This is a genomic window from Paenibacillus allorhizosphaerae, assembly GCF_042659105.1.
Taxonomy (GTDB): Bacteria; Bacillota; Bacilli; order Paenibacillales; family NBRC-103111; genus Paenibacillus_G; species Paenibacillus_G allorhizosphaerae.
In genome coordinates this window covers 1,172,639-1,198,409 of sequence record NZ_JBHSRV010000001.1, presented here as the reverse complement: position 1 = coordinate 1,198,409, position 25,771 = coordinate 1,172,639, and the positions used below count along the sequence as shown (strand labels likewise).

The window sequence follows — 25,771 nt, the reverse complement described above, 5'->3', positions numbered from 1 at the left end:
TCCGTTTGTCACAGTTACAGCCCGGGCTTGGCCCGGGAACGAAGTCTATCGGCATCGACGTGATGAAGGTGACCCCCGGTATCGTACGCTATTCGCCCGGCGGGGCATTCGGACCGAGAATTCAGGGTGACTTTCAACTGGTCATGGTAGATACCGGGGTTGCGGAGGTATGGATCGACGGCATCTGCCATGTCATTCCGCGCGGATATGTCGCGCTGCTTAAGCCGGGACACACGGAACGATTTGCTTTTGCCAAAGAGGAAGAAACGTGGCATCGCTGGATCGCCGTAACATGTACTTCGGCAAACCGCGAGCAGCCTATGCGGCTGCAGGAGCTCCCGTTTCATCTGCCGATTTCAAACGGTATGAACCGGATCACGGAGCTGCTGCTTGCGCTTCAGAAGGGGCCGGACCGCAATGATGAGCTCATGTGCGCATTGGGTTTATCAGCGCTGCTATTATTCGAAAGCGAGAGCAAGCAGGCTTCCGCCCAGCATAGCACGAATGCTTGGCTAATGCTCGCCAAAAAGTATATTGCCGGCCATTATGAGGAGCCGCTGTCATTAGCGCGTATCGCGGCTGCCGTTAATGTTTCGCAGGAGCACCTGATCCGGCTTTTTCGCAAGCATGAAGGCACGACTCCGATGCATTATGTGTGGTCATACCGGATTCGCAATAGCTTGGAGCTGCTTCGTAATACGGGGTTGTCGATACAGGAGATTGCGCTTCGATGCGGGTTCAAAACGTCGTATCATTATGCGCGTCTAGTAAAAAAACAAACCGGCATGACGCCGACCGACATCCGCAAGGAATTGCTTGGAACCATATAGATAGAATTCGTAACCAAGGTGTCTAAAGTTTTGGTAAAGACGCCTTTTTGTCGTGCATATAATGAAGGAGATGTGATAGTATTAGAATATTATGGATATGAAAGCGTTATCATCTTGGGGATTGACGGAGGTGTTGCAGCATCAGAAAAGGAATCGGTCTGTGGTGCATTTTTATGATTTCGTTTTTATTTATTCGTTCCGCTCTGATCGTCTCCGCGGCCGAGGAGAAGCGAACCGTAGAGAGCACATTTACTTCCTCGGAAGGTATTCAATTTATTAGCTACAGTTCGAAATGGGACGAGGTCAGACTTAAAGCGTTATACCGCGTGCTGCTGAATTGCAAGCATGGGGAAGAGCTGGCCCAACTGAAAAAAGTAATTCTCGATCCGCTCAAAAGTACGGGGCAGAGCGGTTACCGCGTAGGCAACTACAATAACAAGGACAAAACCATCCGCCTCTATGAGGTTGACAAAATGCCGGTCGAAGCGACGTTGATTCATGAGTACGGCCATCATTTTACTTATTATTGGCTCAAAAAGAAAGAAGGCATCTATCCGTACGAACTGACGGAAAAGAGCGAATGGTCGAAGCTGCGGCAGCTGGACGGTTATCCGGTTCGATGGAAAAACAGCACCATGCCATATTTGCACAAATGGGACCCCGGCGAAATTATGGCGGAAGATTATGTGATGTTGTTCGGCAATAGCGGCAAATCTTCTCCGCAATCGGCAGAGGAGCTTGTCAACTTTGCGCGGCATGAAAACGAATATATTCCGTTCATTTATTTGCTCCCCGCCGTTCGGGACTATTGGGAGAAGCTGGCGGGATTAAAACCGTCTGGGGGGTTGTCCGTTCCTGAGGTACTCGATACGAGGATCGATTCCGAAACGGATGAGGAGGGCAACGATCAGTCCAATCTGCGGGTGCTGTTCGCTTCGGCTGCAGACTTCAGTGTGGAAATGCTTGGAAGACCGATTCGGTACGCGCTTCAATTATTGTTATTTCCGTCTATCGGCGGCGCGCCGGAGCGAATGACGGCCGAATGGTCGTCCGACTTCATCGATGAAGATATCGAGGCTCACATCGCCTTGCCGGACAACGTGCCAACGAGCGATACGTATTATGGACATTTGTCCATATGGGCATACCATGAAGCGACAAGGCAGTTCGTCCATACGCCGGTGTATGAGAATTGGTTCCAAATGCGGCTTCTTGGCGGCGATTTCCGCAGCCATGTTGCGCTGAGAGATATCCCCCCGCCCTGGGAACAGCAGGGACTGTATGCCATTTTGCGAAAAGAAGGGCTGCAGCGTTGGCCGATCATATATTTGTTTATTAACGGGCGATTGCAAGCGGCAGGTAAGCAATATATGGATTCGGACGGGCAATTGTTTATACCGATCCAATCGTTTCCCGTACGTCACCGCAAGCAGCGTCCGCCAGGGGAAACGATCGTAAGATGGGGAGGGCATGACCTGACGTTTTTTGCGCGGAAAGACGATGAATTGGAATTGGACGGCAACCGGCTCAAACTGAAGGTTAGGCTGCAAACGTTTGGAAGGGATCGGGCGATTGCGGTTAGTGAATTGGGCCGGCTTCTTGGACTAAAGCCCGAATGGAATGACGAGGAAAACAGCGTCGTCATGGAAGGGGACATCACACTTGAAACGCAGGTATAGAATTGCCTGAAGATTAGGAACATAATCTTGAGGTGATGGCTATGAACCGGGCGTTATGGACGTCCATTATCGGCATTGCGGCGGCACAAGCGCTAAAAGTTTCTTTTAACAAGCGTCACAACGGCGGTGAACGAGATTGGCGCCGCTTGGTCGGCTCGGGAGGAATGCCAAGTTCGCATTCGGCCGGTGTCGCTTCGCTGGCTACTTATCTCGGATTACGCAAAGGCGTGTCGTCTACCTCGTTTGCACTGGCGATGATACTTGGCTTGATCGTAATGTACGATGCCATGGGGATCCGCAGGCAAACCGGACTCATTGCGACGGAAGTAAATGAAATCGAGGATACGGTCGCCAAGTTGGCCGAGCAGCATCCGACCTTAGTCCATGAGAAGCGGGATAAGGAATTGGAGGAGCGGCTCGGCCATTTGCCGGCCGAAGTTGCGGCTGGAGCAATGCTAGGTATGCTTACCGGTATGCTCAGCTTTATGACGGAGCCGCGGCGCAAGCCCAGCAAATGGCCAAGACTTATACCGAAACTTTGGTCCCGCCTGATGTAGCGGCTGCCTCCGGTTGCTGCATGCCGACCGTCGGCAGCATGATCGTAAATTTCGTACCTTTATTCACAAAGCTTTCCACCTCAATCGTGCCCTCGTGGTCTTGAACGATTTTGTGGCAAATGGAAAGGCCCAGTCCGGTCCCCGAATCTTTGGTCGTATAGAACGGAATAAATACTTTTTCTAGATCGGATTCGGGAATGCCCTTGCCGTTGTCGGAAATTTCAATAACCGCTTGTTTCTCCAAAGTATATAAGTGAATGTGCACACGGCCCTCCTCCGGCATCGCTTCAAAAGCATTTTTGATCAGGTTGAGCAGGAGCTGAAGCATCTTGTCGTGATCCATCAGCATAAGAACCGGTTCCTCATCGTGATCGAACTGCACGTGATGGCCGAGGCGCGTTGTTTCCGAGTCAAGCAGCGACAAAACCCGAAAGACGCAATTTTGAATGGATTGAATTTTAAACTGGGTGACATGGGGTCTGGAAAACTGCAAAAATTCCACCGTCAACATGCTCATCCGGTTTATTTCGTCCATAATCAAATCATACCACGGTTCAATATTGTAGTTGCCTGCTTTGGAGAGCTGCAAAAATCCTTTTACGGTCGTCAGCGGATTGCGAATTTCATGGGCCATGCCCGATGCCAGCTCGCCAACCACGCGCAATTTCTCAGAACGAAGCATATGCTCCTCGCGCTTCAGCCAGCTTTCCCTTTTCATCATATACAAATTGTGCTCCGCGACCAAAATCAAATCGTCCTTCGCCATGCCGTCGCTCGGGTAACTGGCGATGCCGAAATTGATCTCGATGCCGGTCAGCTTCGGGAATTCGACAGCCATCTGTTGCGTGACCGAGTGGATGGATTGGTCCACATCTTCCGTTTTGAGCACAATGGCGAATTCGTCGCCTCCATAACGGCAAATCAGTTCGGCTTCGGGAAATATAATGCGAAGCAGCTGCGCAACCTGCTTCAATATTTTATTCACGCCTTGAAACCCGTTGGTGGTGTTAAGCGATTTCAAATCCTTGCAATCCATGAGCACGAGGATGACCGGTTCGCCGGAACCGCCAAGCTTTTCCAATTGTTTATGAAATTCTTGAAAGTTGTATAAACCGGTTAGCGCATCGTGTGTACTGAGATGTTTTTTCTCGTTCGTAAGCTGCTGCTTTTGATGCTCGATATCGTAATATATTTTGCGGTACAAACAGGCAAATATAAAGCAGGAAATAATCGAATAAGCCGTCGTCAACGTTGTTTCGGTCATAGCGGGTTGACGGACGAGCGCTACGATAACGCCGGTCAGCATCAGCAGTGTATTGATCCATAAAGCCGTTCGGAAGGAAGGAATGTTGTAGAAGAGGTTGCACATATGAAGCAAATAAAGCGGCAGACACCATAACGTACCGCTCAGCGAGTGCATGGCAATGAGCAGAATGAGCTGTAACGGCAGCCTCGCAGGGATATGCTTCTCGAACGTTTGGGCCAGAACATAGCCGGCCGTTGCCGCCACAAGCCAGAGCGGAGAAGCGGAGGTTCCGAAATATAGGGACGAAGAAAGCACTAGGAAAGAGTAAACGATACAGATCCACTTGCTATTCATAAGAGCGTTTCATCTCCCGGTCTAATCGTTGTCTAGTAGAGATGATTCTGTGTTTGTGTGCGGAATTCCTGCCCTGGGCTCCCAGTTTAAGTAAAAATTTTTGATATAAGCTGTGCTGCTCGATCTTAACTGGTCGGATCAAATGCTTTTATTTATGCAAAAAAACCAAGCCGGATAGATGATTCGGCTTGGTTTTCATAGGAAAACGGTATGAACGGCACGGGTCAAAATCCGGGCAAATTATCGAAATTGTTGGAAGGGTCGCCATCAGGGTTGGAGCGAAGGTGTTCTTCGCCGTCGCGTCCTTTAAATACGTTTGCATTGGCGATCTGGCCGTTCTTGACCATTTGCTGCGCTTCCTGATAATCCACGACTTGGCCGGAAGACAGCTTTAATTCGACAATGTCGCCTTCGCCGTTTTTGCGTACCGCAACAACGTGCTCTTTGTTTTGTTCCATTGTACATCGCCTCCTTGACCATAGCATGTGCCAGAAAGCGGGAAATTATTTATGAGGAACAGAAGGGCACAGCGTTTCGCGGATTCGCTCGAATGCCCATTTCAATTGCGGACGTGTGATAGTTAAAGGCGGGGTCAAGCGGATCACCCGATCATGCGTTTCTTTGCAGAGCAGACCGGCTTCCATTAATTTCTCGCACCACGGTCTGGCCGGTTCGTCCAACTCGAGCCCGACAAACAGTCCCCGTCCGCGAATATCCCGGATCAACGGCGTATGAAGCTGTCTCAGCATGCGCAGGAAGTAAGCGCCTAACTGATCGGAACGTTCGGGCAGCCGTTCCCGCAAGGTCACTTCGAGCGCGGCTGCCGCCACGGCGCAGGCAAGCGGGTTGCCTCCGAACGTGGAGCCGTGAGAGCCGGGCTCGAACACCTCTAGTACTTCCCGGTCCGCAGCAACGGCCGATACCGGGAATACGCCGCCGCCGAGCGCCTTGCCGAGCACGTATACATCGGGAACGACTTGCTCGTGATCGCAAGCAAAACGCCGTCCGGTGCGGCCGAAGCCGGTTTGGATCTCGTCTGCTATGAGAAGCACCCGATGCCGCTTGCACACTTCGGCAATGTCGCGCAAATAGCCGGCGGGAGGGAGAATGACGCCCGCCTCGCCTTGGATCGGCTCTACGAGAAAAGCGGCCGTGTTCGGCGTGATGGCCCGCTCAAGGGCTTCCGCATCCCCGAAAGGGATGATGCGAAAGCCCGGTGTAAACGGGCCGAAGCCTTGCCGGTACGCCTCATCCGAGGAGAAGGAGGTCACCGTAACGGTTCGGCCGTGAAAATTGCCGCTGCATACGATGATTTCCGCTTCGCCGTCGGGGACGCCTTTACGGCGATACGCCCATCTGCGTGCCGCCTTTATTGCCGTTTCCACCGCCTCGGCGCCCGTATTCATCGGAAGAATCATCGGCTTACCGGTGAATCCGGCCAGTTCGCGGTAAAATTGTCCGAGCATATCGGTATGAAACGCTCTGGACGCGATAGTGATCCGGTCAGCCTGGCGTTTTAGCGCAGCGATAATTTTCGGGTGGCGATGGCCTTGATTCAGCGCCGAATAAGCACTCAGCATATCCATATACGGCCGCCCCTCGATATCCCACACCCAGACGCCTTTGGCGCGGGCAATGGCGACAGGCAGAGGATTATAGTTGCGCGCTCCGAATTGTTCGGCGGTGCGGATCGCCTCGCTTGAAGAGGAGAATGGAGCGAAGCTGTTGTCCATCGGAACATCCCCTTTTCAAAGTATGGTCTCGCCGAGAAGCGAGGAGATCAGGTCGACGGCGAGCTTCGCCGTACGGCCGTCCGATTCTAGCGTCGGGTTCACTTCGACGAATTCGGCCGAGGTGACGATCCGGGCTTCCGCCAGCAGCTCCAGTGCAAGATGCGCTTCGCGGTAACTGAGACCCCCGCGCACAGGCGTCCCGGTTCCGGGCGCCTCTACCGGATCGACGCTGTCGATATCGAAACTGACATGCACACCGTCGGTGTCGCGGCTCACGATACGAATCGCTTCCTCCATCACCTTGGCCATGCCAAGCATGTCGATGTCGTGCATCGTGAAGCAGCGAATGCCTTCGGCGGCAATGAGCGCTTTTTCGCCCGGATCGAGATCGCGCAAGCCGATCAGCACCACGTGTTCGGGGCGCACCTTCGGCGCGGCGCCGCCTAGCTGCGTCAGCCGTTCATGGCCTTTGCCAAGCAGCGCGGAGAGCGACATTCCGTGAATGTTGCCGGACGGGCTCGTTTCCGCCGTATTCAGGTCGGAATGCGCGTCAAACCATAGGACGCCGAGCCGGCGGTGAACCTGGGCGAGTCCGGAAATCGTGCCGATCGCCAAGCTGTGATCGCCGCCGAGCACGAGCGGAAACCGGCCTCCTGCGGCGCTGGCTGCGACCTGATGAGCCAGTTCGCGATTGATTGCGGCGACTTCGTCCAGATGCTTTAACCGGGAGGCCGGCGGTACCAATGCATTCGCATTGGTATCGGGCTGTGTGGAAGCTTGCCCGGGAAGAAGTGGCTGCGCGGTAGCGGGGGCTGCGGGAGGAGTCGGCTTGCGCCCCCGAGTCGGAGGTAGCGGCAGACGGACGAAATCGGCTGCTTCGACGGCATGCCCGATTTGTTGGAGTCTCCGGGCTAACCCGGCCTGCAGTATCGCATCCGGCCCAAGGCTAGCTCCCCGGAGGCCAGCGCCCAAATCGAAGGGGACGCTGATCACGGTAAGAAGGTACGGTTTATTCATACAGATCGGTCCTTTCTTCCTTGTTCACGGGTGGAGTGGATTCGAACTCTGATGAACGGAATGAGGCATTCGCTCACCAATTTTTTAAAATAAACCATACATTGGCCGGCCGCTCGGCCAGCCGCCTCACGAAATATGGATACCAAGATCGTCCGTATGGAACATAGCAGCGCACACCGTAACCTTCCAGCGCAAGCCGCTCCTGAAGGGTCGAAGCAACGCCGTAAAGCATTTGGAATTCATAGGCGGACCGTGCGATGCCTTTCTTGGCGGCGTAAGCACACGTCCAATCGATGATTGCGGGATCATGTGTGGCGATAGCGGTGAACACTCCGGAGTCGAGCCGGTGCTCGATCAGTTTCTTGAAATGATCATCGACCTCTTGCTTGCGGGGATAGGCAATGGAGTCGGCTTCCTTATAAGCACCCTTCACAAGCCTCAAGACAACCCGTTCTTTCGTCAACCGGCGGCAATCGTTCATGCTTCGCCGCAAGTAAGCCTGGATGACCGTCCCTACACCCGTGAGTCCTTCGGCCTGTAGCTTGCGAACGATAGCGATGGTAGCGTCGGTGTACGGGGAATTCTCCATATCAATGCAGACGAAGAGGTGGTGGGCGTTGGCTTGGCGCACGATACCTCGAATATGTTCGTAGGTTGTTTCCGGGTCCAACGCCAGTCCCATTTGCGTCGGTTTAAGCGATACGCCGGCATCGACGCGGTTTTCGTGAACATCGGCAAGCAGCCGCACATACTCATCTGCAAACACTTTTGCTTCGGTAAGCTCACGTATGCCTTCGCCAAGATGATCGACGGTAACGGAAATACCTTTGCGGTTAAGCCCGGCGATTTCCTTCAGAGCTTCCTCCCTCGTCAAACCCGCGACGAAGCGTTTGGCTCCAAGCTTCAGTCCGTACCGCTGAGCCGCCGCCGCTGCGACCCGGTTGCCCGCGAGCAGCAGCAGCGCCCGGCGGAACAGTTTTGTTCCGAGATCCATGATGTGACCTCCTCTCGATGCTCCCACGCCCGCTTGTCTGCGTATGTCACTGCCTGCAGTCGCATACACATCAATAGAAGCGTGTCTCTTTGCTATATCTTATTCCGCTGCCGCCCGGAAGGAGACCCGAAATTTTTGAACAAGGAGGCGCCCGACTATGTTGGAGCCGTTTCGCAATGAACCGCTGACGAATTTTTCCGATCCGCAAGAAAAGCAATCGTTTGAAGCATCGATACGAAAGGTGGAATCGGAAGGAGGACGGGTGTACCCGATTCGAATCGGTTCGGAACGAATCGTCACCGCCCGCAAATTGGACTCCGTCAATCCGGCATCCCCCGCGGAGGTGGTAGGGACCGTTGCCCAGGTGGATATGGCACTCGCGAACAAGGCGGTGCTGGCGTCGGCAGCGGCGTTCGAAAGCTGGCGGAAAATTGCCGCGCCGCAGCGGGCCCGCTACTTGTACAAGACGGCGGCGCTGCTGCGCCGGCGCAAGCATGAGTTCTCCGCTTGGATGGTTTTGGAAGCGGGGAAAAGCTGGAGCGAAGCGGATGCGGATACGGCAGAGGCGATTGATTTTCTGGAATATTATGGGAGAGAAATGGAGCGGCTTACCGAGCGGCAACCGCTCGTCCGCATTCCCGGAGAAGATAACGAGTGGACCTATATCCCTCTCGGCGTTGGCATCATTATTCCGCCTTGGAATTTTCCGCTTGCGATTATGGCCGGCATGACGGCAGCTGCAATCGTCGCAGGCAATACGGTTGTATTGAAGCCGGCAAGCGCAACCCCGGTCGTTGCGGCCAAGTTTGTCGAACTGCTCGAAGAGGCCGGACTACCGGACGGCGTCGTCTGTTTCGTCCCCGGTTCGGGAAGCGAAGTAGGGGACGTGCTCGTCGACCATCCGTTGACGCGGTTCATTTCGTTTACCGGCTCGAGGGAGGTCGGCTTGCGTATTAACGAACGAGCGGCCTTAACGGCACCAGGGCAAAAATGGATCAAACGGGTCGTAGCTGAGATGGGCGGCAAGGACGCGATTATTGTTGACAGCGATGCCGACCTTGAACTGGCGGCGGAAGCGATCGCGGCTTCGGCTTTCGGATTCGCCGGACAAAAATGCTCCGCTTGCTCGAGGGCAATCGTTGTAGGACCGGTCTACAACGACATCCTCCGACGCGTCGTAGAACGGACGAAGTCCCTTGTGACCGGAGATCCGAAGCGTGCGGGTGTATATATAGGCCCGGTGATCGATAAGAAAGCGTACGACAAAATTTCGGAGTACATTGAGATCGGCAAGTCGGAAGGCAAACTGGTCGCCGGCGGCAAAGCAAACGATCCGTCCCAAGGTTTTTTTATCGAGCCTACGATATTTGCCGATGTGGCGCCGAATGCGCGGATTGCGCAGGAAGAAATATTCGGTCCGGTGCTGGCTTTCCTTCGGGCGGCCACGTTCGAGGAGGCGCTCGAGATCGCCAACGGTACCGACTACGGCTTGACGGGCTCGGTTATTTCCAATAACCGGGCTCATCTGGAGGCGGCGCGCGAATCGTTTCATGTAGGGAATCTGTACTTCAACCGCAAATGCACCGGGGCGCTAGTCGGGGTGCATCCATTCGGCGGATTCAATATGTCGGGAACGGATTCGAAAGCGGGGGGACGCGATTATTTGCTGCTGTTTACCCAGCCGAAAGTGGTTTCCGAACGTCTTTGACTAGCAGGATAGCCCGGCACACGATGGTTGTGCCGGGTTTTGTATGTCCTGAGGTCGTTCCATCCTTCGTCCCATTTCCCGGGCAAGCGCACGAAACGCCTCTTCTCGCCACTATTTCACACGTTTCGCCAGGCGGATGTCAACAATTAAATAATACCATATTTTGTATATATTTTTGCTTTAAACCCAGTTATTGCACTATATGTAGAAGCGTTTGAGAAAAAAATATTTTCTTTTCATAAAAAGACCGCAACTCTTGGCCGACAGCGGAGTATAAAATAGCATAAGAACAGAGCAAAGAAAGTACATGATGGAGGTTGCTGAAATGAAAGTGCCGCGTTTGCTGACATTGGCGCTGTCGCTCTCCCTGTTTGGGACAGCAGGGGCTTATGCGAACTCTCTGTGGGGCGAATATGAAGGGTTTGCCAAAGCAAAATTGATGATCAACAATGAAGAGAAGACGTTCGGTGAAACCGATACGCCCGCTTTTCTGGTAAAAGGCAGCGCTGTACTTCCTGTTCGTGTGCTGTCCGAGTCTTTACAAGCGCTGGTCAAATGGGACGATGCCAAAAAGACGGTCTCCATTCAGAAGCCGAACGTACATATGTTCGTAGCCAAAAAGGTCGATAACGATTATTCGATCAAGCAGCCGTTTGGCGTTGTGAAGAAAGGAGACAGGCTTGATTTTGCCGTCTTCGCACAAGTGGATAATTTGCAAACGCCGATTTATTCGTTCCAGATTTCGATCGATTCGCCTAGCGGCGAACGGGTAGCGACCCACGAGAAGGTCGTGAACGGACAGCGGGAAAGCTTCTGGTATCCGTGGCCGTTCAACGTGTCGTTTAATGAATCCGGCAAGTATGTCGTTAAATTTTCCGTTAAACTTGATGAAGGCAGCGCTTATTCCGTCGTTTCCGAAAAAGTCATCGTTTCGGAGTAAATAAACGCGCCCGGCTCATTTCGTCATTCATTGACTCCGCTCCACCGTCATGTTACGATACGGGGAGCAATTTATTTTAAGACGAAATGAGGTTTTCCCATGAGCGATCACATCCATGATGCTTCCTGTGACCACGATCATGATGAAGATATTTTTATCGTGACCGACGAGAACGGCGTGGAGCATGAGATGGTGATGGTATACACCTTCGAAGTAAGCGATCAAGCTTACGCAGTGCTGCTGGACCGTAACGATATGGAAGCGGACGGCGTTATTTTCCGTATAGAGGAAGAAGACGGCGAAGCGATGCTCGCAAGTATTGAGGACGAAGACGAGTGGAATCGCGTCGTTCAGATTTATAACGAGATTGTGGAAGAGCAAGAACAATAAATCATGCATTCCAAACCCTTCTTTCGCGAGAAGGGTTTTTCGCTGCGCAGCGGGATGCATTGCCAAAAAAAAACAACCGCCCGCTCCTTTCGTCAGGATCGCGTGCGGTCAGCTTATAAGGCAATTCTACCGTCGTTTCGTACGATAACGGCAATTGATTTCTGTTGGAATAATAAGTACAAGTCCGCTTCCATGCCATGCTGTAACTTATTTGCGCGGGTTAAAATACATAATACGGCCGTTGAACAAATGAAGCTCGGCTTTCCACAACTTGCCTAAATATTTGCAAAACTCGTTGCCTTTGCTTTTGTCCCCGCCTGTCGCATCCTCGGGAAGGACGACCTGCACGAAGTGACGCTCGGTTTCATTGTTCGTTTCCGTGCCTACCCCCATGACAATATATTTGTATTGCGGGTATTTGCCTTTTAAATAAAACCAAGTTCCTTCGGCTCCGGGCTTCGACTCTATCGAATAGGGGAACCCTGCGTCATCGTATTCCCAACCGAGCTGTTTGCCGGTTAGCGCGAGTTGTTCCTTGTAATGCAGAAGTTGGTTTTTCAGTTCATCGAGCGATAGCGACGGTACTGCGGATCCCTCTACAAATTTGATATATGCGCTTTGCGCCATGACGTTTGCACCTGCCTGCTTATAGACTGGAAAAGGGGAATTGTCTGGTGCGAGCACCAAAACCATCATAGCATTAAGAAAATGGAAATACAATATTTGCTCTTATTGAAAAAAGAAGGAGACATGAAGCGCATGGAACGTATTTTTGAAGGTTGCTTGCTCGTAACGGATATGGACGGGACATTGCTGGACCGGGACAAAAAGATCAGCCTCGAGAATCGGGAAGCGATAGAGCGCTTTGTCGCGCAGGGCGGCTTGTTTACGATCGCCACGGGACGGATTGCCGTATCCGCGCGTCCGTATGTGGAGCAGCTTCCGGTCGGCGCGCCGGCGATATTGTATAACGGCGCCGTCATCTACGATTTTGCGCAGGGCGAGCGGACATGGTCCAAAAATTTGCCTGCCAGCGCAAAAGAAGTCGTAGAACGGGTCATTCGCCGGTTTCCCGGCATAGGCGTTGAAGTATACGAGACGACCAACGATTATCCCACGATTGCGCAGAATAACGAAATTACGCTTCGACACCAGCAAATCGAAAGCGTCCCGTTTCAAAAAGCGGATCGTTTGGAGCTTGTACCGGAACCATGGATTAAAGTGTTGTTCGCGTGGGAACCCGAACGGATCGACGAAGTTTCGGCCGCGGTTGGCGAGCTTACGGGAGATGCGGACGTGCTGTGGGTCCGTTCGGACGACAAATATTTGGAACTGTTGTCTTCCGGCGCCTCCAAGGGACACGCGCTTGAGCGGCTGATGCAGCAGCTCGGCATTTCACGGGATCGGTGTTTGGCCATGGGCGATCACTTGAACGATCTGGAAATGATTCGTCGTGCGGGCGTCGGCGTCGCCGTAGCGAATGCGCACCCGGAGCTGCTCGGAGCGGCGGTTCATTGCTGCAAGCACCATGAGGAGCACGCCGTAGCGGATGCGATTGGCTGGTGGGAGGCACAGCTGCGCAGTGCGATAAGCAAGCCATGACAAGCGGAGCAGCTTGGTTTAAGCACACAAGCGAAGCAGGGCAGAGCGCAGCGGCAATTGGGAATTTGCAGTAACATATTAGAAGAGCAAGCAACAAACGGTAGAACAACCTTTAGCCGCAGCAAAAAGCCTGGCAACCGAGCCGCCAGGCTTTTTGTTTTGCGCCGCATTTTAAAAAATGGCCGGCGTTTCGACGATCACTTTCACATATTCGATGCTGCGGTCTTCCGGTCCTTTGACCGGTAGGCCTACTTCGATATGCTCCGTAATGTAGTCGATCAAGTCTTGGGAAATGACTTCGCCGGGCAGCAAAATCGGAATTCCCGGCGGGTATACATAAATAAACTCGGCAATGATCCGGTCTGCGGACTCCTTGAACGGGATCGTTTCCGTATCGCCGTAGAAGGCATCCCGCGGCGTCAATGTAAGCTGCGGAATTTTCGGAATTTTGATGACCAGCTCATTGGCGGTGCGCACATTGTAATTTTCATCCGAAAGCTGGCGCAGTGCGGTAAGCAGCGTATCGATATTGTCGCGGGTATCACCCGGCGTAACGAGACAGAGAATATTGTACATATCGCTGAGCTCCACCTCGATGTTGTAATGCTCCCGCAGCCAATTTTCCGCATCGTATCCCGTGATGCCCAAGTGGCGCACGTGGATATTGACCTTGGTCGGATCGTAATCGAAAGTCGCTTCCGTACCGAGGATGTCTTCGCCGAAGCATTCCAATCCCGCCATGCGATTGATTTCAGTACGGGCATAGCCCGCAAGCTCAATAGCGCGTTCAGCCATACTGCTGCCGTTCAAGGCCAAATTGCGGCGTGCGCAATCGAGAGACGCGAGCAATATATAGGACGTCGACGTTGTGGTAAGCATGCTGATAATCGTTTTCGCCCGTCTCACATTGACCCGGTTGCCGCGGATATTCAACACGGAGCTCTGCGTCATGGAACCGCCGAGCTTATGAACGCTGGTAGCCGCCATATCGGCTCCGGCTTGCATCGCCGACATCGGCAGCTTGTCGCTGAAATGAACAAGCACGCCATGCGCTTCGTCGACGAGCACAGGAATGTTGTAGCTGTGCACAATATCGACGATTTCCTGCAGATTGGCGCATACCCCGTAATACGTCGGGTTAATGACAAGCACCGCTTTCGCGTCCGGATGTCGCTCCAGCGCCCGGCGCACGGAGCTGGTCGTTACCCCGTGATCGATACCCAAGTTTTCGTCTCGCACCGGCTTCAAGAAAACAGGTTTGGCGCCGGCAAAAATGATCGCCGACATGACCGATTTATGTACGTTGCGCGGTACGATGATTTTATCGCCCTGGGAGCAAACGGTCAAAATCATTGTCATGATCGCACCGCTTGTCCCTTGTACGGAAAAGAACGTATGATCTGCGCCGAAAGCTTCGGCCGCAAGCTGCTGGGATTGCTCGATTACGCCTGTCGGCTGATGAAGATCGTCCAGCGGCGCTATATTGATCAGGTCGATGGAGAGCGCGTTATCTCCGATAAACTCCCTGAACTCCGGGTCCATCCCGACTCCTTTCTTATGTCCAGGAATATGAAACTGCACCGGATTGCGTGCCGCGTGTTCCTTCAGTGCGGTAAACAGGGGCGTTTTCGTTTGATCCACGGTCATCCCTACCTTTCGTATGTCGTAATATGGCGGTTCTTGATAAAAATCAAACAAAATTGAGTATAACAAAAAGTGACACGGATGCAAGCGTATTTTAAGCCTAGTGTGTCCATTTTGTAACACTTATTTTACGGCCGTTTCCATCGGCAAAAAAGTTGTGGTACGATAAGAGAGATTTCGCACAGGTAGACATGTTTGTGCGGAACGGATTTGCGATATGACCAGGAGGCCCTCATACATATGAAAAAACAGCTTGCCATCATCATGGTACTGCTGATGACGATATTTATCGGCTTCGGCATCATCATTCCCGTTCTACCCGATGCGGTGACAGGATCGGGTCGCGACAGCTTCCATCTCGGCATGCTGCTGTCGGTATACTCGCTCGCATCGTTCCTGATGTCGCCGATATGGGGCGCATTATCGGACCGCATCGGCCGCCGCCCGCTCATTATGATCGGCACGCTCGGCTTCAGCGTCAGCTTCTTTATATTCGGCCTCGCGGGTGACAACTTGCTGATGATGTACGCCTCGCGCATCTTAGGCGGCTTGTTCTCCGGAGCGGCGACGGCATGCGCCGTTGCGTATGTGGCCGACATTACGACCGAAGAAAACCGGACGAAAGGTATGGGGCTGGTCGGTATGTCGATCGGACTCGGCTTCATTTTCGGACCGGCGGTTGGCGGCCTGTTAAGCCATTTCGGCACCGAAGTGCCGTTCTTCGTCTCGTCCGCACTGGCGCTGGCTACATTCGTATTCGCGCTGTTCATGCTTCCGGAATCGCTTACGCCGGAAAAGCGCCGTTTGCCGAAGGAAGCGAAAGTTTCACGTTGGGCCGCGTTTGTCGGCTCACTGAAATATTTGTACGTGCTGTCGTTCTTCGTCTCGTTCTCGCTTGCCGGACTCGAAGCGACGCTCCTGCTTTTCGAAGGGGATAAAATCGGGGCGGATGCGACCCAGCTCGGCATCATGTTCGCGGTCAGCGGCGTGGTCGGCGCGCTCATTCAGGGCGGCGTTGTGCGCCGGTTGATCAAGAAAGGGCAGGAAGCCCGCGTGATCGGCATCGGGCTCGTGCTCTCGGCGATCGGCTTCGTGCTGATTTTGTTCTCCAGCAACTTGCTGACCGCTTCCATTTACTTGAGCGTGTTTGCGGCCGGCAACGCACTGATTCGTCCGTGCGTCACATCGCTCATTACGCAAAAGACGAAGGTCGGGCAGGGCGTTGCCTCCGGCCTGAGCTCCTCGATGGACAGCCTCGGCCGCATTACCGGACCGCTGCTCGGTGCCGGCATATACGACTACAGCCGCAGCATGCCGTTCCTGATCGGCGCAGCTTTGTCGATAGCGGCGATTTACTTGCTGGCACGCTTCATCGCCATCGACCGGGAAGATATGCAAAAGGCAAGCCGTCCCGCCGTATAGTCGCCACGTTAGAAAAGGTCTAACTTCAAAAGTATCGGCTTAGACGCGACGGAAGATGAAAAAAGCGCTTGCCGCGACTAGATAAAAAGCTGCCGTTTGCGATCCAATTCATCGCTAACGGCAGCTTTTTTTGTATTTGTTCAAACGCAAAGAGCAGCTGTGATCCTGCGCTTGTTCGATGATATACCGGCGGATGCTTTGCTTTACGGCATCCAACGAAAACGATTCATCGGATTGAACCTTGTTAAGCGTCGATCCCGTAATGGGTTGCGCAGAAGCCGGAGAACCGGCTGCTAGCTGACGCACTATAACATAAGAGCGGAGCGGTCGAGATGGAGCCGCGATTACGGATTGAGCAGCCGGTAAATAACGGCAACCGCTTCGGCACGCGTAATTTTGCGCTCGGGACCGAATGTCCCGTCTTCATAACCGCCGAATAGCCCGGATTCCTGCACGGCGGCTATGACGTCCGCCGCCCAGAAGCCGGGACTGACGTCGCGGAAGCCTGACGGCACGGACGCTTTCAGCATTTCGCTGCGGGCGAGGATCGCCGATATTTCCGCGCGTGTCATATTCCCTCGCGGCTTGAACGTTTGATCGGGGTATCCCTCGATGATGCCGTACTCGATCGCTGTCAAAATGTACGCCCTGTCGTTATTTTTCGGTAGGTCGGTCAAATCGGATTCCGTATTGTTCGTCAGGAACCATTCTTTCGCTTTCACGAAATAGCGGACAAATTCCGCGCGCGTAATGTATTGATCCGGCTTGAACAGCAGCTTTCCGTTCTCCGTGTAACCGTCGATGAAGCGAAGGTCCTGCAGCGCCGTAATTTCTTTGGCCGCCCAATGCCCGGCAATATCGTTGAAATCGGTTGGAATCCCGTTCAAGCCCAGCACGTATTTCGTAACGGCTTTGTATTCTTCCTCCCGCATCGAGCCGGGATTATCCCCGGGCATGTTGCGGCTAATGTAGGCATACGCCTTGTCGTAATTCGCAAGCCTTCCTTTCTTGGCTTTGTCGCCGACAAGCGCGGGATATTTGCCGTTGCCTTGCCCGTCCGCGGCGTGGCAAGCCATACAGTGCTGCATATAGATGGCTTCGCCGCTTTCCTCGGCGGTATCCGCTGCGGCGGAGACGGTAGACGTCCCCCGGAGACGGCTTTGCAGAGCGGTGCCTCCGGCAAGAACGGCTGCAGCGGTCAGGAGAATCAACCAACGTTTCGAAGATGAGTGTGGGATCATGTAGCACCGCCTTATAATTAGGAGATAAGTTATCTCCAGTATAGCAGGCAAATTTTACATTACTATGGCAAAGCGGGCCGGGAACAACAAAAAATCACTTTGAAGCTTTATCGGCCATTTCCGTACGAAGCCGTTCCTTCAGCGACGCGAGCGATAGTGTACCGAGATCGCCGGCGCTTCGGCTGCGCACGGAAACACTGCCGCTTTGCATCTCCTGGTCGCCGATAATGAGCATATACGGAATTTTTTGCAGCTGCGCCTCGCGAATTTTATAGCCGATCTTCTCGCTGCGGTCGTCCAGTTCGACCCGGATGCCGGCCGCTTGCAGCTCCGACTCGACCTGTTTGGCATACGCAACATGCGCGGCTGCGATTGGAAGCACGATCGCCTGCGTAGGAGCGAGCCACAGCGGGAAGGCGCCGCCGTAATGTTCGGTGATCATGCCGATAAAGCGGTCGATGGAGCCGTATACGGCTCTGTGAATGACGACGGGACGAAGCTTTTGATTCGATTCGTTCACATACGTCAGATCAAATTTTTCCGGGAACTGGAAGTCGAGTTGGATCGTGGCGCACTGCCAGCTCCGCTTAAGCGAGTCCTGAATGTGGAAGTCGATTTTCGGTCCGTAAAAAGCGCCGTCGCCTTCGTTCAGCCGGTACGGGATATTGAGCGACTCCAGCACCGATTTCAAAGCGTTCTCGGCTTGTTCCCACAGCTCATCCGAACCCATCGAATCGTCCGGCCTTGTCGACAACTCCATATTGTAGGAGAAGCCGAAGGTAGCGTACATCTCGCGAATCAATTCGATGATGCCGACAATTTCGGCTTCGATTTGGTCCGGGCGGCAGAAAATGTGCGTGTCATCTTGCGTAAAAGTGCGGACGCGCAGCATGCCGTTCAGCGCTCCCGACAGCTCGTGCCGGTGAACTTGACCGTTCTCCGCCATCCGGATCGGCAGGTCGCGGTAGGAGCGAAGCTTGTTCCCGTAAATCAGCATGTGTCCGGGACAGTTCATCGGCTTTAGCGCGTAAGCGACCCCGTCGACTTCGCTGAAGTACATGTTGTCGCGGTAATGGTCGTAATGTCCCGACCGTTCCCACAACTGCCGGTTCATCAGCAGCGGCGTGCGCACTTCCTGATACCCTCGAGCCTGCTGAAGCCTTCGTTCGTAGCTTTCCAGCTCGCTGCGAAGGAGTGCGCCCTTCGGCAAATAGAACGGCATGCCCGGCGCTTCCTCGGAGAACATGAACAGTTCGAGCTCTTTGCCCAGCTTGCGGTGATCGCGCTTCTTGGCTTCCTCCAACAAATGCAAATGCTCTTCAAGCTGCTGCACGTTCGGGAAGGCCGTTCCGTAAATGCGCTGAAGCATCTTGTTGCTTGCATCCCCGCGCCAATAGGCACCGGCGACCGACAACAGCTTAAACGCCTTGATGAAGCCGGTGGACGGAAGATGGGGACCGCGGCACAAGTCTGTGAATTCACCTTGATGGTAAACGGAAATGACGGCGTCCTCCGGCAAATCCCGGATCAGTTCCAGCTTGAGCGGATCGCCGATCCGCTCGAACAGCCGCACCGCTTCCGCTCGCGGCAGCGTTTGCCGCCGAATGACCAAATTTTCCTGCATGATCTGGAGCATCGTCCGCTCGATGGCCGGAAGATCGGCGGGGGATAGCGTAACAGGCAAATCGATATCGTAATAAAAGCCGTCCGCCGTCACGGGGCCAACGCCGAGCGAGACTTGGTCCGCGCCGTAGATCCGCTTCAGCGCTTGCGCCATGAGATGAGCGGTGCTATGCCGCAGCAAATGCAGCCCTTCGGGCGAATCCAGCGTAATGATTTGCACCGACGCGTTTTCTTTCAGCGGCGTGTCTAGATCGACCAGCACATCGTTCACTTTGCCGCCGACGGCGCTTTTTTTCAGGCTCATGCTGATAGAAGCGGCCAGATCGGCGACGGTCGCTCCTTTCCCCAGCAGTTTCACGGATCGGTCAGGCAGCTTGATTTGGACTTGTTCCATTTGAATCACTCCTCAGCATGTTTTGTAAATAAAAAAGAGCACTATCGCCGTTGCAGCGGTAACATCGGTACATTCCGATTTCCGCTCTCAACAGGGACGATTGTGCTCGTGGTTCCACCCTTATTCGACGGATGCCGCTCAGGCGTGCGAGGGGATCCGTCCTTGTCGCCCGGTAACGGGGGCTAATCCGGCAGGCGTTACTGAAATCCGGGCCGTGGTTCAAGGCCGTAAGATTCGTTCCCGACTGCAGCTGCAAGGGGGTAAGCGACGTGAACGCATCGGAAAGCCTTTCAGCCGGGGGCTTTCTCTCTGGGCGAGCGTATCAACGTCCTCATGTCCTTGGTCGTTGCCTTGGTGTATGAATCGTCGTGAAAAACAAAAAAGAGCAATCGCCGCTGCAACGGTAACATCGGTGCATTCCGATGTCCGTTATCAACAGGGACGATGTGCTCGTGGTTCCACCCTTATTAAACGGTCTGTCAGCATTGGTGCGCGCTGATGAATAGACCGTACTTTGCCTTGGATAACGGGAGCGGTCTCCCGACAGGCGTTACTGGAATCCGGACCGTGGCTCAATGCCGTAAGGATTCGTTCCCGACTGCGGCTACAAGGGGGTAAGCGACGTGAACGCATCGGGAAGCCTTTCAGCCGGGGGCTTCTTCTCTGGGCGCGCGTCTTACGTGCTCATGTCCTTGGTCATTGCCTTTGAATCGTAAATAATGGTTCAAATTATAGCCCGCCATTTCGGCAAATGTCAATAGGCAAAAATGGAGCGGCTTCATTTCCGGATGCGGCGCAAACGAAAACCATACACGCGCAAACGGCAAAAAAACGGGACGGCGGTTCCGTCCCGTTCATTGCCTAGCGTTGCTTCGGCCTGCCAAGTAAGCAAGCGCCGCTCCCGTGCGGCGTCCATTCGCGCGTTTCCCGCAAAGTCCATCGACCGGGAAAGCCATTGGCGGTAAGTATTATTTTTTCGGCTTTTCTTCCTTCATGTGCTTCAGGTCAACCATTTTCTCGATCCACGGCGTCATGCCGTCTTTGATTTTGCTCACCAGCTGCTCTTTGGTCATTCCTTTGCTTTGCGCGATTTCGGCAAGCGATTTGCCGGAATTTAGCTGCGTCTTCAGCTCTTCCTCGGAGATGCCCAGGATGCCCGCAAGCTTGTCCGGCGCCGGCATCATGCGGTGCTTCGCGCTGCGCATGGGATGCTTGCCCTCGCCGTCAAATTTATGGTTAACCATAAATTTTAAATGTCCCGCCATGTTTTGCTTGATGCGTTCGGCCTTCTCCGCTGTCAGCTTGCCGGCGGCGACCGCTTCGTCGATCTTTTTGCCGCGCTGCGCCTCAAGCTTGGCGATCAAATCGGCTTCGCTGATGTTTTTCTCGGAAGCGAGCTGCGCCAATGTTTTATCTTTGAGCGCCGTGCGCAGCGCCTCCGGATCCATGCCGAGAATGGCAGCCGCTTCCTCGATAATCGGCATGCCTTTCATAGGCGCTGCCTGCTTTTTGTCGCCATTGCCTGCTTCCTTCTGCTTTTCGCCGCGCTTGCCAAACCATTCCTTCAGCCGGTTCGTTTTGCCGCTTTGCTCTTTGGCGTCGTCGCTGCCCGGAACGTCGGACTGCACGGAGGCGTCCGAAGGCTCGGCGTGAACGAGCTGCCGCGAGCCGTACAGCGCGCCGCCGCCAAGCACAAGAGCTAACGTGAGCGTGGTGACGATGACTTTCTTCGCGTACGTCTTGTTCAACTTCATTTCACCTTCCTGTCGCTTTTATTCGGTTTGCACCAACTATAGCTTGTGCAGGTTCGCTGAATACTAGCTTAAAGGGAGCTTAGAATTACATAAATTTTTCATGAGCCGGTATGGTTACCGCTTACAACGATCTGGCAAGACGGTACATCGGCATCAAAGCCTCGAATGTTTCTCCGGCCGCCCGCAGGAAGGCGTCCCCGTCACGCAGCAGCGGATCGTCCGCGAGCAAATTGCGTCCCACCAGCAGCTCCACGCTTTTCACGTCGCGAAACCGTTCGATCGCTTGCTTGAGTCCCGCTTCGCCGAGCGACTTTACCGGGACGGCGTCTTTTTTCATATGGTCGAAAGACACGACGAAATCACCCGGCAGGCTTTTATAAATTTGCTTCGTCTTCTTCAAATAGGCAGCGGCAATCGCCTTCTTATCCGGCAGTTCATAAATCAGCGCAAGCCAGAGGAATACCCGGTCGTCGAACATGCCGATTTGAAAGTGAGGGTGCTGCTTGTACCCGCGCTTGTTGTTTGCGAATGCCAGCCATGTATCGACGGGCGCATTCACCTTACGCCTGGCATGCTGGGCGATATGCAGATACATTTCCTCGCCCGCCTGCGCGCTGACCGCCGGGAGAAGAGCTTCGCTGATTTCACGGAATTTCGGCTGAATCCGGCCGCGGATCGCCTCCATCCGGGCTTCCAGCCCATCGATGCGAAATGTGTCGAAATCGGTTTCTCGAAAGCCTTCGAATGCTGTTTTCATTGCTCAGTTTCTCTCCCTTTTGCATATGAGCCGGCCGTACCGGTTTTAGAACAATATACCATATTCGTCTTACGGTGTGCACGGCAAGCGGCTTTATCCGACAAATAACGACAATTCTCTTAACTAACCTAAAAAAAACACAAACAAGTGAAAAGGCATTCCATAGTTGACCTGACGGCTTCCATGTAAGATAAAACTACAAACGAAAAGACGCAATAAGGAGGGACCAGCATATGGCGGCAAACATGCAAGCAGCAGAGTCCGTCGGCACGAACGAAACGTCCGATAAAAGAAGCTTGCTGCGTTTTATGTGGAAATATAAAGCGCTTTATTTCTTATCGTTGCCCGGCATTATTTATTTCATCATCTTTAAGTACGTACCGCTCTTCGGGTCGATTATCGCATTTCAGGATTACAACATTTTTAACGGGATTACCGGCAGCAAATGGGTCGGTTTGGAGCATTTCCGACGAATGTTCGCGCACTACGATTTTTTGAACATTTTGAAGAACACATTGCTGATCGGTTTGTATGATCTGGTGCTTGCGTTTCCGGCGCCGATCGTGCTCGCGCTTTTGCTTAACGAGCTTCGTCTCGTTGTGTACAAGCGGTTGCTTCAAACGGTCGTATATATGCCTCACTTTTTGTCCTGGGTCATTGTCGGCGGTATCGCGGTCGGCGTATTGTCTCCTTCCACCGGGGTTGTGAATCAGCTGCTGACGGCGCTCGGGTTTGACCCGATCTATTTTCTCGGGGAAGAATCGTGGATTCGCACGGTGCTGATCGGAACGGGCATTTGGCGCGATTCCGGTTACGGCACGATCATATACTTGGCCGCTTTGGCCGGCATTAATCCGGATTTGTACGAAGCGGCGGAAGTCGACGGCGCAAGCCGCTGGCGGCAGACGCTCTCCATTACGATTCCTGCGCTGCTGCCGACCATTATGATTTTGTTCCTGCTGCATATCGGCAAGTTTTTGGACTTCGGGTTCGAGCGCGTGTTCGTATTCCTGAATCCGCTTAACAAAAATAACGGTGAAATTCTGGATACTTATATTTACTCGGTCGGCTTGCTTGGCCAGCAATTTAGCTACACGACGGCGATCGGCTTGTTCAAGTCGGTTGTAGGCCTCATGCTCGTCGTGATCGGCAACTATTTAAGCAAAAAGACAACAGGGGAAAGCCTGTATTAATTCAAGAGGCAGTTCAATGGAGGTGAATCCATAATGAAAAGAGCATCTGCCGGCTGGCAAACGTTCAATGTCATTAACATCTTGTTTTTAACCGCGCTTGCGCTCGCCATGTTCCTGCCGTTCCTCAACGTGCTGGCGCAATCGTTCAGCAGTTCCGAAGCAGTCGTGAGCGGGAAAGTATTGTTTTTGCCGGTTGATTTTACCTGGATTAACTATCAATACGTATTCAGCGATGCGGCCATGTGGCGGTCGCTGGGCGTAACGGTGTACATTACGGTTTTCGGGACGCTGATCAATCTGGCCGCTACCGCTTCTCTGGCTTATCCGGTATCGAGGCAGGAGTATGTAGGCCGTCAAACGGTCGTGATGATGGTACTGATCACCATGGTATTCAGCGCGCCGCTTATCCCGAACTTTATCCTGATGAAGGAGCTGCATTTGACCAACTCGCTTTGGGCGCTGCTCATTCCGGGCGCGATCAGCGCGTTCAACTTCTTCGTCATGCGGTCGTTTTTCATGCAAATCCCGGGCGAAATTATCGACTCGGGCCGAATCGACGGCTGCACCGAGATGCGGATGCTGTGGAGCATCGTATTGCCGCTGTCCAAGCCGGTCATGGCGTCGCTCGGCATCTTTTATGCGGTAAACCATTGGAACACGTACATGAACGCGCTGTACTATATCAACAAGCCTACGCTTTGGCCGTTGCAAGTGAAGCTGCGCCAGCTCATCGTATCCGATGAAATCAATATCGATCCGTCGGCATCCCAGTTCAGCGGGCTTGCGCATATGGACCCGGAAGGCATCAAGATGGCTACGATCATTATCGCCACCATTCCGATCATATTGGTTTATCCGTTCCTGCAGCGTCATTTTGTCAAAGGGATGATGGTCGGTTCGGTCAAATCGTAATGGTAAAGTTTGCATGTAAACGAAGTAAGGCGGGCACCCTAAAAAAAAGACAATCGGAACCAAAGCCATTCCCTGTTCGGTTTGTCGGTGCCCCTTTACAATGGATCTAGGGTGAAAGCGCTTATCCGTTTTTGCGACAACGACAAAAATTCGACTAGAGAAGAGGGGCATGACAATGAAAAAATGGGTCAAGGTCGGAATGGCTTCCGTGCTCGCTACCAGCATGCTGGCCGGCTGTGCAAAATCTTCGGACAAACAGGCTGCGGAAGGCGGCAATTCGGGCGGAAAAGCGAAATTTTCCATATCGATGCGAACGCTTGCATTCAACTACGTAGAGAAATCGCCGAACATTAACGAAGACAAATGGGTTAAAAAGCTGGAAGAGAAGACAAACACCGATTTGGATATCGTCCTTGTGCCGCATAAGGAATTCGAGCAGAAGATGATCCAAATGTTCGCCACCAACGATATTCCGGACGTCGTGCAGGGGAGCGGCGGCGTGGCCGGCAAAGAAATGGCGGGCTCCGTGCAGGCCGGCGTATTCATGCCGCTGGACGACTTGTTGCAGAAATACGGGCAAAACCTGTTGAAAAAAATTCCAAAGGAAGCATGGCAGAAGGAAACGTATCAAGGTAAAATTTACGCGATTCCGGAGTTTCTGTCGAACCCATCCCGCCGCGCGACGGCGATCCGTAAAGATTTGCTGGACAAAGCGGGCTTGCCGGTACCGAAGACGGTCGACGAATATTTGAACGTGCTTCGCAAGTTTAAAGAAATGGGCGTCGAGCAGCCGTACCAAGGCCGCGAAAACTTCAAGTACGCCGATACGTTCTTCGGCGCGTACGACGTATTCCCGTACTTGTCCCAGTCCATGCTGAAGGACAACCAGGTCGTTCCGAAGTTCTTTAACGTAGACGGCATGCAAAAAGCGCTGCAAACGTACAAAACGATGTTTGACGAAGGCTTGATCTCCAAAGAATTCGCAACGATCAATCCGACGGTTTACAAAAACAACATCCTGGCGGGCAAAGCAGGCGTGTGGTCCATGAACGCGAACGAATTGCTGCAATGGGAGCAGCAGTTGAAAGCGAGTGTGCCTACGGCGAAGATCGAACTAATTCCTTCCCCGGTAGGTCCGGACGGCAAAGGCGGCTACTACTTGTACAACTCCGTAACCCGCGCATGGTTTATTAACAAGAATGTGAAAGATCCGGCTGCGATCATCAAGTTCTTCGATTGGATGGTGTCGGATGAAGCGGAGAAATTCTTTACCTTCGGTGTTGAAGGGGAAAACTATACGGCTAAAGACGGCAAGATCGATTATAAAGCTCCGACGGACCCGCAAGGCGTCGACGAAGAGCGTTACCGTCAAGCGTTCCTGTGGATGGTGCAAGACACGACATATAATAAAGGCACACTCAGCCTGACCGAAGACGGCAAAAAATTAATGAACATTTATGATACAATGTTGTCGAAAGAAGGGCGCGACGGCATCCAGTTTGAGCCTCGACTAGATGCTTATATCAAAAATCCGGACATCTCGCCGGAATCCGATTTCGCAGCGCCGGTGCTGATGGCCCATATGGTGAAAATGGTGTACGGCAAGGAACCGATTTCCGATTGGCCGAAAGTCATCGAGGAATGGAAGTCCAAAGGCGGTAACGATGTGATCAAGGAAGCGACGGAGAAGTACAACAAGAAAGATCCGAACGTGACGATCTCCATGCCGCGCCGTTAATAATTGAATGTAAGCCATAAGATCTCCTCACGCCGCACAGCCG

Annotated in this window: 22 protein-coding genes; 11 read left to right on the top strand and 11 right to left on the bottom strand. The window is 53.3% G+C overall.

Annotation, left to right across the window (positions count from 1 at the left end; translation table 11 throughout):
- Window positions 1-5: 5 nt before the first annotated feature.
- From ACFQI7_RS05240 to ACFQI7_RS05230, 3 genes are all read left to right on the top strand, one after another.
- Window positions 6-830, top strand: coding sequence for a helix-turn-helix transcriptional regulator (locus ACFQI7_RS05240; protein WP_218097145.1), 825 nt, complete (start codon window positions 6-8; stop codon window positions 828-830).
- A gap of 173 nt (window positions 831-1,003) precedes the next feature.
- Window positions 1,004-2,509 carry a hypothetical protein gene (locus tag ACFQI7_RS05235; RefSeq protein ID WP_218097146.1) on the top strand — a complete coding sequence of 502 codons (1,506 nt, stop codon included), beginning with the start codon at window positions 1,004-1,006 and terminating at the stop codon, window positions 2,507-2,509.
- A gap of 41 nt (window positions 2,510-2,550) precedes the next feature.
- Complete coding sequence (locus ACFQI7_RS05230; RefSeq protein ID WP_218097147.1) at window positions 2,551-3,066, top strand: divergent PAP2 family protein; 516 nt, start codon at window positions 2,551-2,553, stop codon at window positions 3,064-3,066.
- Here ACFQI7_RS05230 and ACFQI7_RS05225 read toward each other — a convergent pair.
- The 5 genes from ACFQI7_RS05225 to ACFQI7_RS05205 form a co-directional block, all read right to left on the bottom strand.
- Complete coding sequence (locus tag ACFQI7_RS05225) at window positions 3,035-4,666, bottom strand: ATP-binding protein (protein WP_218097148.1); 1,632 nt, start codon at window positions 4,664-4,666, stop codon at window positions 3,035-3,037. The two genes, ACFQI7_RS05230 and ACFQI7_RS05225, sit on opposite strands and share 32 nt — an antisense overlap.
- Window positions 4,667-4,890: 224 nt before the next feature.
- Window positions 4,891-5,124 (bottom strand): DUF3892 domain-containing protein, encoded by a 234-nt coding sequence (locus ACFQI7_RS05220; RefSeq protein ID WP_218097149.1) that lies wholly within the window; start codon window positions 5,122-5,124, stop codon window positions 4,891-4,893.
- 45 nt (window positions 5,125-5,169) lie between these two features.
- Window positions 5,170-6,399, bottom strand: coding sequence for an ornithine--oxo-acid transaminase (gene rocD, locus ACFQI7_RS05215; protein WP_218097150.1), 1,230 nt, complete (start codon window positions 6,397-6,399; stop codon window positions 5,170-5,172).
- 15 nt (window positions 6,400-6,414) lie between these two features.
- Entirely contained in the window at window positions 6,415-7,416 is a 1,002-nt protein-coding gene (gene rocF / locus ACFQI7_RS05210) for an arginase (RefSeq protein WP_218097151.1), read from the bottom strand.
- Between the two features lie 73 nt (window positions 7,417-7,489).
- Window positions 7,490-8,410 (bottom strand): proline dehydrogenase family protein, encoded by a 921-nt coding sequence (locus tag ACFQI7_RS05205; RefSeq protein WP_218097152.1) that lies wholly within the window; start codon window positions 8,408-8,410, stop codon window positions 7,490-7,492.
- Window positions 8,411-8,567: 157 nt separating this feature from the next.
- Here ACFQI7_RS05205 and pruA point away from each other — a divergent pair, with 157 nt between their 5' ends.
- From pruA to ACFQI7_RS05190, 3 genes are all read left to right on the top strand, one after another.
- A complete protein-coding gene (gene pruA, locus ACFQI7_RS05200; protein WP_218097153.1) occupies window positions 8,568-10,118 on the top strand; it encodes an L-glutamate gamma-semialdehyde dehydrogenase in 1,551 nt (516 codons plus the stop codon).
- 325 nt (window positions 10,119-10,443) lie between these two features.
- A complete protein-coding gene (locus ACFQI7_RS05195) occupies window positions 10,444-11,058 on the top strand; it encodes a stalk domain-containing protein (RefSeq protein WP_218097154.1) in 615 nt (204 codons plus the stop codon).
- A 99-nt stretch (window positions 11,059-11,157) separates the two neighbouring features.
- Window positions 11,158-11,448 (top strand): DUF1292 domain-containing protein, encoded by a 291-nt coding sequence (locus tag ACFQI7_RS05190; protein ID WP_218097155.1) that lies wholly within the window; start codon window positions 11,158-11,160, stop codon window positions 11,446-11,448.
- 207 nt (window positions 11,449-11,655) lie between these two features.
- Here ACFQI7_RS05190 and ACFQI7_RS05185 read toward each other — a convergent pair whose 3' ends face one another.
- A complete protein-coding gene (locus ACFQI7_RS05185) occupies window positions 11,656-12,075 on the bottom strand; it encodes a DUF1885 family protein (protein ID WP_218097156.1) in 420 nt (139 codons plus the stop codon).
- Window positions 12,076-12,207: 132 nt separating this feature from the next.
- On the opposite strand from ACFQI7_RS05185, the gene ACFQI7_RS05180 reads away from it, so the two are divergent.
- Entirely contained in the window at window positions 12,208-13,050 is an 843-nt protein-coding gene (locus ACFQI7_RS05180) for a Cof-type HAD-IIB family hydrolase (RefSeq protein WP_218097157.1), read from the top strand.
- A 171-nt stretch (window positions 13,051-13,221) separates the two neighbouring features.
- On the opposite strand, the gene ACFQI7_RS05175 is transcribed toward ACFQI7_RS05180, so the two are convergent.
- A complete protein-coding gene (locus tag ACFQI7_RS05175) occupies window positions 13,222-14,691 on the bottom strand; it encodes an aminotransferase class I/II-fold pyridoxal phosphate-dependent enzyme (RefSeq protein WP_452457339.1) in 1,470 nt (489 codons plus the stop codon).
- A gap of 243 nt (window positions 14,692-14,934) precedes the next feature.
- Here ACFQI7_RS05175 and ACFQI7_RS05170 point away from each other — a divergent pair, with 243 nt between their 5' ends.
- Window positions 14,935-16,116, top strand: a complete 1,182-nt coding sequence (locus ACFQI7_RS05170) for an MFS transporter (protein ID WP_218097159.1) — start codon at window positions 14,935-14,937, stop codon at window positions 16,114-16,116.
- Between the two features lie 344 nt (window positions 16,117-16,460).
- Here the strand turns inward: ACFQI7_RS05170 and ACFQI7_RS05165 are convergent, their stop codons facing one another.
- The 4 genes from ACFQI7_RS05165 to ACFQI7_RS05150 form a co-directional block, all read right to left on the bottom strand.
- Window positions 16,461-17,357 (bottom strand): S-layer homology domain-containing protein, encoded by an 897-nt coding sequence (locus ACFQI7_RS05165; RefSeq protein WP_218097160.1) that lies wholly within the window; start codon window positions 17,355-17,357, stop codon window positions 16,461-16,463.
- A 94-nt stretch (window positions 17,358-17,451) separates the two neighbouring features.
- Window positions 17,452-19,374 carry a threonine--tRNA ligase gene (gene thrS / locus ACFQI7_RS05160; protein WP_218097161.1) on the bottom strand — a complete coding sequence of 641 codons (1,923 nt, stop codon included), beginning with the start codon at window positions 19,372-19,374 and terminating at the stop codon, window positions 17,452-17,454.
- Window positions 19,375-20,342: 968 nt separating this feature from the next.
- Window positions 20,343-21,128 carry a hypothetical protein gene (locus tag ACFQI7_RS05155; RefSeq protein ID WP_230414629.1) on the bottom strand — a complete coding sequence of 262 codons (786 nt, stop codon included), beginning with the start codon at window positions 21,126-21,128 and terminating at the stop codon, window positions 20,343-20,345.
- Between the two features lie 121 nt (window positions 21,129-21,249).
- Window positions 21,250-21,885, bottom strand: a complete 636-nt coding sequence (locus tag ACFQI7_RS05150; protein ID WP_218097163.1) for a YktB family protein — start codon at window positions 21,883-21,885, stop codon at window positions 21,250-21,252.
- A gap of 233 nt (window positions 21,886-22,118) precedes the next feature.
- Here ACFQI7_RS05150 and ACFQI7_RS05145 point away from each other — a divergent pair, with 233 nt between their 5' ends.
- From ACFQI7_RS05145 to ACFQI7_RS05135, 3 genes are all read left to right on the top strand, one after another.
- Window positions 22,119-23,078: an ABC transporter permease gene (locus ACFQI7_RS05145; protein ID WP_218097164.1), complete on the top strand. Its 960-nt coding sequence runs from the start codon at window positions 22,119-22,121 to the stop codon at window positions 23,076-23,078.
- 33 nt (window positions 23,079-23,111) lie between these two features.
- On the top strand, window positions 23,112-23,990 hold the full coding sequence (locus ACFQI7_RS05140; RefSeq protein WP_218097165.1) for a carbohydrate ABC transporter permease: 879 nt from the start codon (window positions 23,112-23,114) through the stop codon (window positions 23,988-23,990).
- 175 nt (window positions 23,991-24,165) lie between these two features.
- The gene (locus tag ACFQI7_RS05135) at window positions 24,166-25,728 is read left to right on the top strand and encodes an extracellular solute-binding protein (RefSeq protein ID WP_218097166.1); all 1,563 of its coding nucleotides are present in this window, start codon (window positions 24,166-24,168) and stop codon (window positions 25,726-25,728) included.
- The last annotated feature ends 43 nt before the right edge of the window (window positions 25,729-25,771 follow it).

Excerpts from the sequence above, each read along its gene's own strand:
- ACFQI7_RS05145 (WP_218097164.1), top strand. The coding sequence starts at position 22,119 with ATGGCGGCAAACATGCAAGCAGCAGAGTCCGTCGGCACGAACGAAACG.
- ACFQI7_RS05140 (WP_218097165.1), top strand. The coding sequence starts at position 23,112 with ATGAAAAGAGCATCTGCCGGCTGGCAAACGTTCAATGTCATTAACATC.
- ACFQI7_RS05155 (WP_230414629.1), bottom strand. The coding sequence starts at position 21,128 with ATGAAGTTGAACAAGACGTACGCGAAGAAAGTCATCGTCACCACGCTC.
- ACFQI7_RS05230 (WP_218097147.1), top strand. The coding sequence starts at position 2,551 with ATGAACCGGGCGTTATGGACGTCCATTATCGGCATTGCGGCGGCACAA.
- ACFQI7_RS05195 (WP_218097154.1), top strand. The coding sequence starts at position 10,444 with ATGAAAGTGCCGCGTTTGCTGACATTGGCGCTGTCGCTCTCCCTGTTT.
- ACFQI7_RS05235 (WP_218097146.1), top strand. The coding sequence starts at position 1,004 with ATGATTTCGTTTTTATTTATTCGTTCCGCTCTGATCGTCTCCGCGGCC.
- ACFQI7_RS05225 (WP_218097148.1), bottom strand. The coding sequence starts at position 4,666 with ATGAATAGCAAGTGGATCTGTATCGTTTACTCTTTCCTAGTGCTTTCT.
- pruA (WP_218097153.1), top strand. The coding sequence starts at position 8,568 with ATGTTGGAGCCGTTTCGCAATGAACCGCTGACGAATTTTTCCGATCCG.
- rocF (WP_218097151.1), bottom strand. The coding sequence starts at position 7,416 with ATGAATAAACCGTACCTTCTTACCGTGATCAGCGTCCCCTTCGATTTG.
- ACFQI7_RS05185 (WP_218097156.1), bottom strand. The coding sequence starts at position 12,075 with ATGGCGCAAAGCGCATATATCAAATTTGTAGAGGGATCCGCAGTACCG.
- ACFQI7_RS05180 (WP_218097157.1), top strand. The coding sequence starts at position 12,208 with ATGGAACGTATTTTTGAAGGTTGCTTGCTCGTAACGGATATGGACGGG.
- ACFQI7_RS05150 (WP_218097163.1), bottom strand. The coding sequence starts at position 21,885 with ATGAAAACAGCATTCGAAGGCTTTCGAGAAACCGATTTCGACACATTT.
- ACFQI7_RS05220 (WP_218097149.1), bottom strand. The coding sequence starts at position 5,124 with ATGGAACAAAACAAAGAGCACGTTGTTGCGGTACGCAAAAACGGCGAA.
- ACFQI7_RS05165 (WP_218097160.1), bottom strand. The coding sequence starts at position 17,357 with ATGATCCCACACTCATCTTCGAAACGTTGGTTGATTCTCCTGACCGCT.
- ACFQI7_RS05170 (WP_218097159.1), top strand. The coding sequence starts at position 14,935 with ATGAAAAAACAGCTTGCCATCATCATGGTACTGCTGATGACGATATTT.
- rocD (WP_218097150.1), bottom strand. The coding sequence starts at position 6,399 with ATGGACAACAGCTTCGCTCCATTCTCCTCTTCAAGCGAGGCGATCCGC.
- ACFQI7_RS05190 (WP_218097155.1), top strand. The coding sequence starts at position 11,158 with ATGAGCGATCACATCCATGATGCTTCCTGTGACCACGATCATGATGAA.
- ACFQI7_RS05205 (WP_218097152.1), bottom strand. The coding sequence starts at position 8,410 with ATGGATCTCGGAACAAAACTGTTCCGCCGGGCGCTGCTGCTGCTCGCG.
- thrS (WP_218097161.1), bottom strand. The coding sequence starts at position 19,374 with ATGGAACAAGTCCAAATCAAGCTGCCTGACCGATCCGTGAAACTGCTG.
- ACFQI7_RS05135 (WP_218097166.1), top strand. The coding sequence starts at position 24,166 with ATGAAAAAATGGGTCAAGGTCGGAATGGCTTCCGTGCTCGCTACCAGC.